This window comes from Pseudobacter sp. (assembly GCF_051955275.1).
Taxonomy (GTDB): Bacteria; Bacteroidota; Bacteroidia; order Chitinophagales; family Chitinophagaceae; genus Pseudobacter.
Genome location: NZ_JBQCGW010000228.1, coordinates 1 through 11,975, shown reverse-complemented (window position 1 = coordinate 11,975; position 11,975 = coordinate 1). Strand labels below are relative to the sequence as shown.

Sequence of the window (11,975 nt, the reverse complement as noted above, 5' to 3'; positions counted from 1 at the left end):
AGTATGATGTCAAGCATCTGATCGATGGTCTTGTAGCGGTTCTCGAAGTGAATAACGCGTGCAAGAAATGTTTCTGAATGTTGTTGCTGCAGCAGCCGGTCGAATGCTTCCGGGTCCAGGATCAATGCAGCTGTTTCCCTGGCAAAGGGAATATCGGTCAATGCCTTCATCAGCAGCAATACACGTGCTGATGGACTAATGGTGTTGAAGTTACGTTCTGTAGTCATACCGGTTGTTTTTTAAGAATGAACAACAGGGGACCAGGGGCACCGGAACGAAACGTTAACTGGTTGATCTGAGAAGGTCAGTGGTCAGGAAGCAAATAAAACGGCATCCGTTAGCATTCACTCAGGCTGATCGGTATATGAACAGCCAGTCCGCCTTCTGCGGTCTCCTTGTACTTGAAACTCATATCCCTTGCTGTATCCCACATGGTCCGGATCACACCGTCCAGAGACACACGCGCAAAATCCGGTGTGCTTTGCAGAGCCAGTTGGGAAGCGGTGATAGCTTTGATAGCGCCCATTGTATTGCGCTCGATACAGGGTATCTGAACCAGTCCGGCTATAGGATCGCAGGTCAGTCCGAGGTGATGCTCCATGGCAATCTCTGCCGCCATCATCGCCTGGCGCTGACTGCCGCCCTGTGCTTCCGTTAATCCGGCAGCAGCCATGGCAGAGGAAACACCGATCTCGGCCTGACAGCCACCCATAGCCGCAGATATGGTAGCGCCTTTCTTGAAGATACTTCCTATCTCTGCTGCTGTAAGCATGAACTGTAAGATCCTGTCTTCTTTATATCCATCGCAGAAGGTCACGAAATATTGAAGCACTGCCGGGATCACGCCGGCAGCACCGTTGGTGGGTGCTGTAACCACCCTGCCGAAGGAAGCATTCTCTTCATTTACGGCCAGTGCAAAACAACTCACCCAGTCCAGGATGTACTGGAAATGCTGCCCGCCTTCGCGGATCGCCATCAGCCAGGAATCGTAATCGTGGTAGCTACGGCCTGCAAGCAGTTTCTTGTTGAGATCGGCCGCACGGCGCTTTACATTCAGTCCACCCGGAAGTGTTCCCTCCGTATGGCAGCCGCGATAAATACAATCCTTCATCACCTGCCAGATATTGAGCATACCGGCTCGGGTATCCGATTCACTTCGCCAGCTGTTCTCATTCTCCATCACCACTTCATGAATGGAGAGGCCGGTCTTGCGGCACCAGTGAAGCAGGTCATCTGCCGTATCCACGGGGAATGGCAGTTGTACCGCATCGGCACCACCTTGCTCTTCTCCTTCCTGTACCACAAAACCACCGCCGACAGAATAGTATGTTTCTGCTATCTGTTCGCCATTGCTGAAAGTAGCCAGGCAGGTCATGGCATTCGGATGGAAAGGCAGGCTTTCCGTCATCAGCAGCTCGATGTCTTCTGCCGGATCGAAATCTATTTCATGAGTGCCGTTCAGGATCAGTTTTTTCATGGATGCGATATCCCTGATCTTGGGAGTGATCTGGTGTACATCGAATGTTACGGGATCATCTCCGCAAAGCCCGAGTTGCACGGCGATATCGGTTCCATGGCCCTTACCGGTTTTGGCGAGGGAGCCATACAACAATACGCGGACAGATACTACATTGAAAATGGACTGACGGGATTCGAGTGCTTTGAGGAATCGTTGGGCGGCACGCCAGGGACCCAGTGTATGCGAGCTGGAAGGCCCTACACCGATCTTGAACATATCAAAAACTGAAATAGCTTCGTGTGGCAAGAGATCATTATTTATACCACAAAGATAGCTGAAAAGGGATATCCACCTAACTCACTTCCAGGAGCGTAACTTCATAAATGATAACAGGCGTGTAAGGCGCTACCAGTACGGCATTGGTGTTCTTATCCTTCTTGCCGTCAGCGCCATAGCCAAGTGTGGGAGGTACATAAAATCGGATCCTGCCGCCGGGTTTGATCATGGGCAGTGCAAGGCGCCAGCTTTCCAACATTAATTTCAGGTTAAGAACCACATCCTGACTGCTCTCGAATTCGGTGCCATTCACCAGTTTGCCGCTGAAGCGAACGCGGATGCTGGAACAGATCTGCGGAGCAATGCCCATTCCTTCCGACAGCACCTGGTAGAACAAACCGCTGCTGTGTTCCGTAGCAACCACACTGGCACTGCCCAGATAATCCTTCACGGCCTTCACTTCCGACGCGGGCGCCACGATATTGCGGGGGGCACAATCATTCTCCTTTTTGAAGCAATGGGAAAAGATCAGCAGGATGGTACAACAGATCAGTGCAGTTTTTCGCATCGGTTATTTTTGGCTGGTAATGAACATATAGACAACGATCCAAATATTATTGCTGCATAGGGGGTTCGCCGGAGGTTTCTTCCTGTTTTTCGCGCTTTTCCTTTGCTTTCAGTTCCAGGAATTGCTGCTCTTTCATATCCCACTGGTGACGTTTGTAGAAAATGGCAACAAAAACGGCAATAATGAAAACGCAGGAGATCAGCAGGGTGGGATTCAGGCTGGCATTCACGGCCATGTCTGCCCGGGAATACCAGTAACGGCCAGTAAATACGATGATCAGAATAGGTAACGAAAATAACAGCCCGATTGGTATGCCGATCATGAGCTGATATTGCCATTTTCTTTCCCGGAGGCGGTTTTCCTCCCAGTATCGCATGAACTGTATCTCTCTTTCTGTCATATCGCAAAATTACGTAGCCCGGCGCTTGTTTGTTTGCATACCAACAATTTATGATTAACTTGTGCGAAACAAAAATCCATCATACCTTGAAACTTGCCGTTCTTTTAGCGAAATACTTCTACACCCATAAACACCTGAGCCTCCCCGGCATCGGCGTTCTCCATTTGGATAAGGCAGTATCTGTCCCTGACTTCAACGATAAGAATTTCAGGGAAGTGCTGAAATACATCCAGTTCACACAGAAGAATGTACTCAAAGCAGATGATGAACTGATTGATTTCATCCGTCAGCAGACCGGCAAGATACGTCCCCTGGCTGAATCCGACTTCGAGAGTTACCTGGGCGATGGCAAACTGCTGCTGAATATCGGCAAGCCCTTTACCATCGAAGGTATCGGTTCCCTGCAAAAGTTCAAGAGCGGTGAACTGCAGTTCACTCCCGGTGAGCCCACCCTCGAAAAACTGGATTTCCATACTGAAGATAAAACACCAGAAAAACATGTCCGCAATATCCCCGTGTTTGATGAGGGCCAATCCAGACATACAGTTCACAATAACCAGCGCCGCATCCTGCTGATCGGCACCCTGGTAGTGATCGGACTGGTTGTGATCCTCTGGGGCGGCTACAGCCTTTATAATAAAACGGACAATACACCCACGGAACCTACTGCTGAAGTGAGTACACCGGTGATCAACCCGGACAGCACCACTACTCCGCGGCAGGACAGTATCCCAACTCCTCCTGTGGAGCCCGCAGTCCTTGCTCCGGGCACTTATAAATACATCTTCGAGAAAACCGACCGGAAAGCCAGGGCCCTGAAACGGTATGCTTTTGTGCACCAGCTCAGCCCACGCATCCAGATGGAAACGGCAGATTCACTGCAGTTCACTATCTACGTAAGGCTGCCGGGACTGCCAACTGATACCGGCAGGCTGAAAGATTCGCTGAATGCCTGGTATTACGGCACCAAGCCTGTGAAGGTCAGGATCGAGCCTTAATATCTGATCTCCTGAAATAAAGATAGAATGGTACACCCAGTAAGGTGATCGCCAGGCCGAGCAGTGAATTGATCACCGGCGATTGCCCTGTATTGTATTTACTGATATCGTTCATAACAGTGCTCACCACGTAAAAAGAAGCGAAGGCAATGAAGAGCAAGGGTACTGCAGGATAGCCCCAAACCCGGTAAGGGCGCGGATGATCGGGCATCCTTCTTCTCAAAACAAAGATCCCTGCTGCACCGAAAATATAAGCCACCCAGGCAATGAAGGTGAACATATCGGCCAACATATCGAAGCTGCCACTCACTACTAACAGTGATGCCCATGCGCAATGAAGCCACAATGCGTTCCCCGGTGTGCCGTACTTTGCATGTTCCTTTCCCGTGAAAGCAAAGAAGAGCCTGTCTTTTCCCATGGCATAGGTCACCCTTGCTTCCGTCATGGTATTTCCGTTGATGGCGCCGAAGGCACAGATAGCGATCATGGCCGCGATAACGGCGCCGCTGGTATCACCCAGGGCTACAGCAATGGCATCGGCCGCTACCAGGGAAGAACTGGCCATCTTATCAACAGGCAGCACATAGAGATAGGCCTGGTTCACCAGCAGGTAAACGATAATGCAGACTGACAGTCCGATCAGCAGACTGCGTGGAATATTCTTCTGTGGATTTTTGATCTCACCGCCAACGAACGTAACATTCACCCAACCGTCATAGGCCATGAAAGCCCCGGTGAGTGCAGCCACCAGTCCACCGATCAGTTGCCAGCCTTCTTTGGGATTCGCCGAAGGCTCCACAAAATGATGGAAACTGCCATTGCCGCTCAGGAAAATGCCGAATACCAGCAGGATGATCACACCCACCTTGATCAACGTGCTCACCACCTGCACGATGCCACCGGCTTTTGCGCTTCTGTAGTTCAACCAGGTAAGCCCAAGGATCAGCGCGATTGCCAGCAATTTCACACCTGCATTCTGCAACGGGTATAACTTGCCGAGTAAAGGAATATTCCAGACCACCGATTGTTCGATGGTAGTTGAAAAATGCGGAAGATGCAGGAAGAAATCAGCATATTGGGCGCACACGAATGATATTGCGGAAACTGATGCTGTATTGATCACGGCAAAGGCTGCCCAGCCATACATGAAGGCAAAGAAATCGCCGAACATTTTCTGGAAGAAGATATAGAGCCCGCCTGTTTGCGGGAACATGGCCCCCACTTCTGCATAGATCAGCCCTCCGAAGAGCGAGAACAGGCCTGCTATGATCCATACCATCGCCAGCCAGAGCGGAGAGGCTGTCTGAGCAGCCATCACAGCGGGTTTCATAAACACACCCGAACCGATGATACTGCCCACCACAATACTGGAGGCAGACCAGAATCCCAGCATCCGGTGCGTTACGGGATTAGCCATAAATGATATATGCGTTTAAGGGTTTAGCAGGCTGCTGATGATCCGGTGAAAATGATGCGTGCCCTGTTCGCGGGTAACGGAATATCGCCCATGCCCGTAGAAACGGCTGCGTATGCCTATCTGCACGGCTTCCACCACTTCTTCGTCTTCCAGCTCCACTGTATTGAGATCAGCCCCTGCGCCTGTATTGAACTTATCTTCTTTCCATACATAGGTGAGAAAACTCACTTTACACTGATCTATCGTTAATGGTTGAACGATATTGATGCTGAGCCCCCATGGATAGAAATTGAACATCATATTCGGGAACACGAAGAAATAATAGGCAGCCACTTTTTTTCCATAATCCGGGGAACCAGCAGGCAGATCGAAGATATCATCTTCTTCTTTTGCGATGCCCAGTTGAAGATTGGAAAACCTGAAGGTTTCTGTGGTGTAATTGCCGAAATCGATCACGGCATTCAGTCCGGCATGTACAAAAGGAATATGAAATCCTTCCAGGTAATTCTCGCAATACAATGCCCAATGAGCTTTCACTATATAGTCTTTGCTCAGATCGGGCCTGGGTTTGAACTCATTCACCGGTAACCACCCTACCCTGCTGATCATATCTTCAAGGTAGGGCGCGGGATCTGATCCCGGTTGAAGGGACGCAAAAAGCCAGGGTCCCCATTGCTTTACAGGCAACTGCGTAAGGTTATCAGAGGGTGCCGGAAAATCTTTTACCTCTTTAAACTCGGGCATGGATTTGAACCGGCCATCCAGCGAAAAAGTTCTTCCATGATAGCGGCAGCGCAGCTGCGATACTTTGCAGGGCTCATTCACCACCATGGTGCCACGGTGGGTACACACATTGCTCAGGCAATGCAGTGCGCCATTGGAGTCTTTGGTGAGCACCAGCGGCTCATCGAGGTATCCTTGCAGGAAGGTAAAAGGATGACAATAACCTATGCCGGCAACAGCCTGCTGACCGCCGATGAACTGGTAAGAGGGAACAAAGAGTTTTTCCTTTGCCAGCTGGTATATGGCAGGATCAGTGTAGAAATCTGTGTGCAGTGTTCTGGCCACTGAAATATCGGGATCAACATAAAATCTGTCCATACGGAAAGGTTTCAAATGAAATTTACTATCTTAATCTGATAAATCAATTGGCTTTGAAACAAGTTTTTTTACTCCTGGCCTGCTGCTTCACGCTGGCGGCTTCCGCACAGAAAAAGATCCGGCTCTTCAATGGCAAAGACCTCAGTGGCTGGAAAGTGCACGGCACTGAAAAATGGTATGTAGAGAACGGCGAACTGGTCTGCGAAAGCGGCCCTGACAAGCAGTATGGCTATCTCAGTACGGATAGTAATTTCAACAACTTCGAATTCACCTGTCGGTTCAAACAGGAAGCGAATGGCAATAGCGGGGTTTTCCTGCGTTCCGGGATCGAGGGTGTGAAGATCAGTGGCTGGCAGGTGGAAGTGGCTCCGCTGAATAATCATACCGGAGGTATTTATGAAAGTTATGGTCGCGGCTGGCTGATCCAACCCAAAAAGGAAGATGAAAAATGGCTGAAGCCCGGTGAGTGGAATACGCTTAAGATCCTGGCAAAGGGTGGTTCTGTAACTACCTGGTTAAATGGTCACCAGATGGTGCATATCGATGATGAAAAGATCGGGGCGGGAAAGGGTTTCATTGCGTTGCAGATCCATGATGGCGGTGGGATCAAAGTAAGGTGGAAAGATTTGAAGGTGAAGAAGCTGGGGGACTAGTTACATTTACTTAGAGTGCTCCCCAGTCGCTCGCGTCCCCGCGATTGACTGTCCTCCGATTAAATTCATCACTGCGCCAGCTCATTATACTTTGCGGCGAACTTCCTGAAATCACCGGCCGTTCTCATTTTCAATTCCTCTTCATTCATATACTTCAACAGCGCAGCCTCCTGCTCCGGGAACTGTTTTGCCAGCTTTTCCCTGTCGCCTTTTTCCAGGAGGATATTATTGCCATTCACCACCAAAAAATAAAGATCATCTTCCTCAAAATATTTGGTGGTGGCGCTGGGCAGCATATCTTTCTTTTCAACGATCATTTTGTTGAGCAAATGCAGCAACGGCGCTTTACCGGTTTGCATCACTTCATAAAATGTATCTCCGTTGAATAGGCCGTTGGGAGGAAATCCCTTGCGGAATATCACAGAATCTTTAGTGTCTTTGGGGTACATCACAAATGAAACGATGGTTGTCAGCTGGGGCGAGAAAGATTGCCCCTTGAACTCCAGCTGCAGGAAATTACGGGCGCAATCGAACCGCAGTTTGAACTGATCCACAACCCTTCCATTCTTGTAATAGACGGTCCCTTTAACCCAGTCCTTATACAGGTAAGGACTGCCAGCCACGCCATCATATTCATTTCCCGGCCTGGCAGTTTCATTGGTTTGCGCAAGGGAGCCTGTACTGATGAGGAGCAGGGCCCAGAGGATTTGTTTCATAGCAAGGGTTTCTTAACGCATATAAGTTACAATATATTCAGGGAACAGAGAAACCTGCCGGTATCAATGGTACCCAACAAAAAAGGCACACCGTTGAAGTGTGCCTTTTTGCTATCAAGTTGAATGAGATTAATAATCCATTCCGCCCATGCCTGGAGCACCAGGATGTGCATGACCTTCTTCTTTCTTTGGTTTGTCGGCGATAACGCACTCTGTAGTGAGTACCATACCAGCAATAGAAGAAGCATTTTCCAGTGCGATACGGGTAACCTTTGTAGGATCGATCACACCAGCTTTGAACAGGTTCTCATACACCTCAGTGCGGGCGTTGAAACCATAGTCTTTGGTTCCTTCTTTCACTTTCTGAACCACGATGCTTCCTTCAATACCGCTGTTGGCAACGATCTGACGGATAGGCTCTTCCAGGGCGCGTTTCACGATCTGGATACCAGTGGTTTCATCTTCGTTGGCGCCTTTGGCTTTTTCCAGGGCTTCGATAGCGCGGATATAAGCCACACCACCACCGGGAACGATACCTTCTTCAACAGCTGCGCGAGTTGCGTGCAGGGCGTCATCAACGCGGTCTTTCTTCTCTTTCATTTCCACTTCAGTGGCTGCACCTACGTACAGTACAGCTACACCACCGCTCAGTTTAGCGAGGCGCTCCTGTAATTTTTCTTTATCGTAATCGGAAGTAGTTACTTCGATCTGAGCTTTGATCTGGTTAACGCGGGCATTGATATCATCTTTCTTACCCTTTCCACCAACAACAACGGTATTGTCTTTGTCGATAGTGATGCTGGCAGCCTGTCCGAGGTAGCTCAGATCGGCATTCTCCAGTTTGTAACCCTGCTCTTCAGAGATCACGATACCCTTTGTGAGGATCGCGATGTCCTGCAGCATTTCCTTACGACGGTCACCGAAGCCGGGAGCCTTAACAGCAGCCACTTTCAGTGTACCACGCAGTTTGTTCACCACCAGTGTAGCCAGTGCTTCACCTTCCAGGTCTTCTGCAATGATCACCAGGGGACGGCCGCTTTGAGCAACTTTTTCCAGGATGTGCAGGATATCTTTCATAGCGCTGATCTTCTTATCGTAGATCAGGATGTAAGGGCTTTGCAGCTCAGCTTCCATCTTTTCGCTGTTGGTAACGAAATAAGGAGAGATATATCCGCGGTCGAACTGCATACCTTCAACTACATCAACTGTAGTTTCAGTGTTTTTTGCTTCTTCAACGGTGATAACACCTTCTTTACCTACTTTGGCGAAAGCCTCAGCAATCAGTTTACCGATAGCATCGTCGTTGTTGGCAGAGATAGAAGCTACCTGCTGGATCTTTTTGCTGTCTGTACCTACAGTCTGAGACTGAGCACGGAGGTTGTCGATAACCTTTACAACAGCTTTGTCGATACCGCGTTTCAGGTCCATTGGGTTGGCGCCTGCGGCTACGTTCTTCAGACCTTCTCCGATGATAGATTGTGCCAGAACGGTTGCAGTGGTAGTACCGTCACCTGCAATATCTGCAGTTTTGGAAGCTACTTCTTTCACCATTTGAGCACCCATATTTTCGATGGGATCTTCCAGTTCGATTTCTTTGGCAACACTCACACCGTCTTTAGTAACGGCAGGTGCACCGAATTTTTTCTCAATAACCACATTGCGGCCTTTAGGACCCAGTGTCACTTTCACTGCATTGGCCAGGGTATCAACCCCTTTCTTCATTTTATTACGTGCTTCGATATCGAAGAACAGTTGCTTTGCCATATACTGTTGATTTGAAAATTTTTTAATTTGATAGGAACCTCAGAAATATTAAACGATCGCTAAGATGTCGCTTTCCCTCATGATCAGGAGGTCTTCGCCTTCGATCTGGATCTCAGTACCGGCATATTTGCCATAAAGTACAGTGTCTCCAACTTTAACGGTAACGGGCTCATCTTTTTTGCCGGGGCCGGCAGCTACGATGGTTCCGCGCTGGGGTTTTTCCTTGGCAGTATCAGGAATGATGATACCACCAGCAGTTTTTTCTTCCGCTTTAGCAGGTTTCACAATTACCCTGTCGTGCAGTGGGGTAACATTTAACTTCTTAGCCATTTTATCAGTTTTTAAGTTTTTTAGTGAATTTTTGAACGGGAGCGAATAAATTACCCGGACCCGTTCAAGGCTGCCAAAGGTAAACGAATTTCGTACCAATCCCCTTTTCGGGAACATTAACAGGTCATTTTTTCCGGATTGGGCCTCCACCCTGCCAAAAACACCAGAAACACCGGCCCTATCTCATTCATTCCCAGTGCCATTTTTTCAGACAGCCCCCATCCTGCCTGCCCATTCCTTTTTTGGGGGGTAGCCTTAAATGATTTAGCTTTGCCCGCTCTAAAACAGTTCTTAGAAAATGATCAGCAGAAGAAATATTCGTGTGAAAGTAATGCAGACCCTGTACGCGGTGGAAACACAGTACGCAGAATCTGGCGAAGAAAAGAAATTAACTACCGCAGAACAGGTAAGGCTCCTCCAGAAACAATTCGATCAGTCAGAGCAGTTGTTTGTATTCATGGTTCATTTTCTCACAGAACTGGCCCGCTACGCAGAAACCGATGCACGCAACCGCGCCGCCAAACACTTACCCTCAGCCGAAGATCTCAGTGTGAACACCAAGCTCGCAGGGAATGAAGTACTCTGGAAGATTCTTGAATCCCCGTCCTGGCTGCAGGCTAAAAAAGAGATCAGGCCTGCCAGCATCACGGATCAGGATATGGTGAAGAAGATCTATACCGAACTGACCGAAAGACCCGAATACAAAGAATACATCGCCATCCAGGGAAGAGACAAGAAACAGGAAAAAGAGATCCTGGAATTCATCTTCACACAGCTGATGCTCAGCAATGAAAGGTTCGACAGCTATGTGGAAGAATATTTCAGCAACTGGGACGATGACGGGGACATGCTCAGCCAGCTCCTCATGACCTTCCTGGCAAAACCCGCCAACTTCAATTTCCAGGAACTGCTTGGAAATGAAAAATGGTATTTCGCCAAAACCCTGCTGGAAACCACCGTGGAAAAGAAAGAACTGACCATGGAATATATCCGTCCCAAACTGAAGAACTGGGACGCGGAAAGGATCGCCGTACTGGACATGCTGCTCATGCGCATGGGCATCTGCGAGTTCCTCTTCTTTGAAACCATTCCGCCAAAGGTTACCATCAATGAGTATATCGACCTGGCGAAGGAATACAGTACCCCGCAGAGCGGACAGTTTGTGAATGGTATCCTGGATAATATCCATAAGGACCTGGTCCGTGAAAATAAAATGCGAAAAGTTGCATTTTCACCCAATCCTAATAACAAACAGAACTGATCTATAGCATCATTCATTAGATTTGCAAAAACGGATCGACCGATGAAATCAATATTCACCCTCATGATCGCAGCAGTGCTGATAACAGCCTGTGGTAACAGCGAGCAGACCTACAAACAGCCTGAGCTGATCAACAACAATGAGCTTACGGATATCCAGTGGATCGACTCCACCAGGGACCTGGGCAAGGTGAATGAAGGTCAGATGGTGGAAGTGGTGTTCCGTTTCAAGAATACAGGCAAGAAACCTCTGGTGATCCGTGGCGTGCACCCCGGTTGCGGTTGCACAGTGGCCAATCCTCCTGCAGAGCCCATCGCTCCCGGTGCAGAAGGTGAGATCAAAGCTACCTTCAACAGCAAAGGCAGGCCAGGTATCAATCACAAGGAAATCGACGTGGACGCCAATACCAACGGCACACAGAACCACAAGGTTTCATTCAATGTAGAAGTGATCCCGCAAACTCAACAACAATAACAAACTCTATTTCCCAACACAAATTCTCAAATTCAATACAATGACACAGTTAGTTATTTTTTTACAGGCTCAGGGTGGTAGCGCAGGCTGGATGAACATGGTATTACTGGGTGGTATGATCCTGGTATTCTGGTTGTTCATGATCCGCCCGCAAGCCAAAAAAGCCAAACTGGCAAAACAATTCCAGGAGAACATGCAGAAAGGTGACAAGATCGTTACCATCGCAGGTATCCACGGTACCGTTAACAAAATGAACGAAGACGGCACCATCCAACTGGAAACCAGCCCCGGCAGCTATATCAAGATCGAAAAGAGCGCCATTTCCATGGAGTGGACAAATAATATCAACAAAGCTGCGGCAACACCTGCCAAATAAGCGCTTCGTTATATAATTACAAAAAGAAAGCGTCTCCGCAATGGAGACGCTTTCTTTTTGTATTAAAAGCGGATTTGAAATCAACCCTTATTTAATTTCGTATTCTATTTCAATCTTTGGGTGCTTTGCGGGATATGTTGTATTGCGACTTCCTACTCTTTCGTGCAACTGGTAAATAGAAT

Annotated in this window: 14 protein-coding genes; 5 read left to right on the top strand and 9 right to left on the bottom strand. The window is 48.5% G+C overall.

Going from position 1 to position 11,975, the window contains the following annotated elements:
- From ACTHMC_RS19965 to ACTHMC_RS19950, 4 genes are all read right to left on the bottom strand, one after another.
- Positions 1 to 227 (bottom strand): hypothetical protein (locus ACTHMC_RS19965; protein WP_440415783.1); only part of this gene is annotated, 227 nt, incomplete at its 3' end.
- A gap of 110 nt (positions 228 to 337) precedes the next feature.
- A complete protein-coding gene (locus tag ACTHMC_RS19960; RefSeq protein WP_440415781.1) occupies positions 338 to 1,765 on the bottom strand; it encodes an L-serine ammonia-lyase in 1,428 nt (475 codons plus the stop codon).
- Positions 1,766 to 1,811: 46 nt separating this feature from the next.
- On the bottom strand, positions 1,812 to 2,303 hold the full coding sequence (locus tag ACTHMC_RS19955; protein WP_440415779.1) for an FKBP-type peptidyl-prolyl cis-trans isomerase: 492 nt from the start codon (positions 2,301 to 2,303) through the stop codon (positions 1,812 to 1,814).
- Between the two features lie 46 nt (positions 2,304 to 2,349).
- Positions 2,350 to 2,703 (bottom strand): hypothetical protein, encoded by a 354-nt coding sequence (locus ACTHMC_RS19950; protein WP_440415778.1) that lies wholly within the window; start codon positions 2,701 to 2,703, stop codon positions 2,350 to 2,352.
- 86 nt (positions 2,704 to 2,789) lie between these two features.
- Here ACTHMC_RS19950 and ACTHMC_RS19945 point away from each other — a divergent pair, with 86 nt between their 5' ends.
- Positions 2,790 to 3,701, top strand: a complete 912-nt coding sequence (locus ACTHMC_RS19945) for a hypothetical protein (RefSeq protein WP_440415777.1) — start codon at positions 2,790 to 2,792, stop codon at positions 3,699 to 3,701.
- Here ACTHMC_RS19945 and ACTHMC_RS19940 read toward each other — a convergent pair.
- Positions 3,685 to 5,118: an APC family permease gene (locus ACTHMC_RS19940; protein ID WP_440415775.1), complete on the bottom strand. Its 1,434-nt coding sequence runs from the start codon at positions 5,116 to 5,118 to the stop codon at positions 3,685 to 3,687. The two genes, ACTHMC_RS19945 and ACTHMC_RS19940, sit on opposite strands and share 17 nt — an antisense overlap.
- 15 nt (positions 5,119 to 5,133) lie before the next feature.
- Positions 5,134 to 6,219, bottom strand: a complete 1,086-nt coding sequence (locus tag ACTHMC_RS19935; protein WP_440415774.1) for an aromatic ring-hydroxylating oxygenase subunit alpha — start codon at positions 6,217 to 6,219, stop codon at positions 5,134 to 5,136.
- 53 nt (positions 6,220 to 6,272) lie between these two features.
- On the opposite strand from ACTHMC_RS19935, the gene ACTHMC_RS19930 reads away from it, so the two are divergent.
- Positions 6,273 to 6,872 (top strand): 3-keto-disaccharide hydrolase, encoded by a 600-nt coding sequence (locus tag ACTHMC_RS19930; protein WP_440415772.1) that lies wholly within the window; start codon positions 6,273 to 6,275, stop codon positions 6,870 to 6,872.
- 68 nt (positions 6,873 to 6,940) lie between these two features.
- Here ACTHMC_RS19930 and ACTHMC_RS19925 read toward each other — a convergent pair whose 3' ends face one another.
- From ACTHMC_RS19925 to ACTHMC_RS19915, 3 genes are all read right to left on the bottom strand, one after another.
- A complete protein-coding gene (locus ACTHMC_RS19925) occupies positions 6,941 to 7,588 on the bottom strand; it encodes a hypothetical protein (protein ID WP_440415771.1) in 648 nt (215 codons plus the stop codon).
- A gap of 129 nt (positions 7,589 to 7,717) precedes the next feature.
- On the bottom strand, positions 7,718 to 9,352 hold the full coding sequence (gene groL / locus ACTHMC_RS19920; RefSeq protein WP_440415769.1) for a chaperonin GroEL: 1,635 nt from the start codon (positions 9,350 to 9,352) through the stop codon (positions 7,718 to 7,720).
- A 48-nt stretch (positions 9,353 to 9,400) separates the two neighbouring features.
- A complete protein-coding gene (locus tag ACTHMC_RS19915) occupies positions 9,401 to 9,682 on the bottom strand; it encodes a co-chaperone GroES (RefSeq protein ID WP_127132239.1) in 282 nt (93 codons plus the stop codon).
- Positions 9,683 to 9,980: 298 nt separating this feature from the next.
- Between ACTHMC_RS19915 and nusB the strand changes: the two genes are divergently transcribed.
- Genes nusB through yajC form a run of 3 tightly spaced genes read left to right on the top strand, consistent with a single transcriptional unit; the run spans position 9,981 to position 11,793 of the window.
- The gene (gene nusB / locus ACTHMC_RS19910) at positions 9,981 to 10,943 is read left to right on the top strand and encodes a transcription antitermination factor NusB (RefSeq protein WP_440415767.1); all 963 of its coding nucleotides are present in this window, start codon (positions 9,981 to 9,983) and stop codon (positions 10,941 to 10,943) included.
- Between the two features lie 42 nt (positions 10,944 to 10,985).
- On the top strand, positions 10,986 to 11,417 hold the full coding sequence (locus tag ACTHMC_RS19905) for a DUF1573 domain-containing protein (protein WP_440415765.1): 432 nt from the start codon (positions 10,986 to 10,988) through the stop codon (positions 11,415 to 11,417).
- 40 nt (positions 11,418 to 11,457) lie between these two features.
- Positions 11,458 to 11,793 (top strand): preprotein translocase subunit YajC, encoded by a 336-nt coding sequence (yajC, locus tag ACTHMC_RS19900; RefSeq protein ID WP_440415764.1) that lies wholly within the window; start codon positions 11,458 to 11,460, stop codon positions 11,791 to 11,793.
- Positions 11,794 to 11,975: the final 182 nt, after the last annotated feature.

What these genes read in the sequence shown, in the direction of transcription:
- ACTHMC_RS19940 (WP_440415775.1), bottom strand. Translation starts at nt 5,118, where the DNA reads ATGGCTAATCCCGTAACGCACCGGATGCTGGGATTCTGGTCTGCCTCC.
- ACTHMC_RS19935 (WP_440415774.1), bottom strand. Translation starts at nt 6,219, where the DNA reads ATGGACAGATTTTATGTTGATCCCGATATTTCAGTGGCCAGAACACTG.
- ACTHMC_RS19915 (WP_127132239.1), bottom strand. Translation starts at nt 9,682, where the DNA reads ATGGCTAAGAAGTTAAATGTTACCCCACTGCACGACAGGGTAATTGTG.
- ACTHMC_RS19905 (WP_440415765.1), top strand. Translation starts at nt 10,986, where the DNA reads ATGAAATCAATATTCACCCTCATGATCGCAGCAGTGCTGATAACAGCC.
- groL (WP_440415769.1), bottom strand. Translation starts at nt 9,352, where the DNA reads ATGGCAAAGCAACTGTTCTTCGATATCGAAGCACGTAATAAAATGAAG.
- yajC (WP_440415764.1), top strand. Translation starts at nt 11,458, where the DNA reads ATGACACAGTTAGTTATTTTTTTACAGGCTCAGGGTGGTAGCGCAGGC.
- ACTHMC_RS19925 (WP_440415771.1), bottom strand. Translation starts at nt 7,588, where the DNA reads ATGAAACAAATCCTCTGGGCCCTGCTCCTCATCAGTACAGGCTCCCTT.
- ACTHMC_RS19955 (WP_440415779.1), bottom strand. Translation starts at nt 2,303, where the DNA reads ATGCGAAAAACTGCACTGATCTGTTGTACCATCCTGCTGATCTTTTCC.
- ACTHMC_RS19950 (WP_440415778.1), bottom strand. Translation starts at nt 2,703, where the DNA reads ATGACAGAAAGAGAGATACAGTTCATGCGATACTGGGAGGAAAACCGC.
- nusB (WP_440415767.1), top strand. Translation starts at nt 9,981, where the DNA reads ATGATCAGCAGAAGAAATATTCGTGTGAAAGTAATGCAGACCCTGTAC.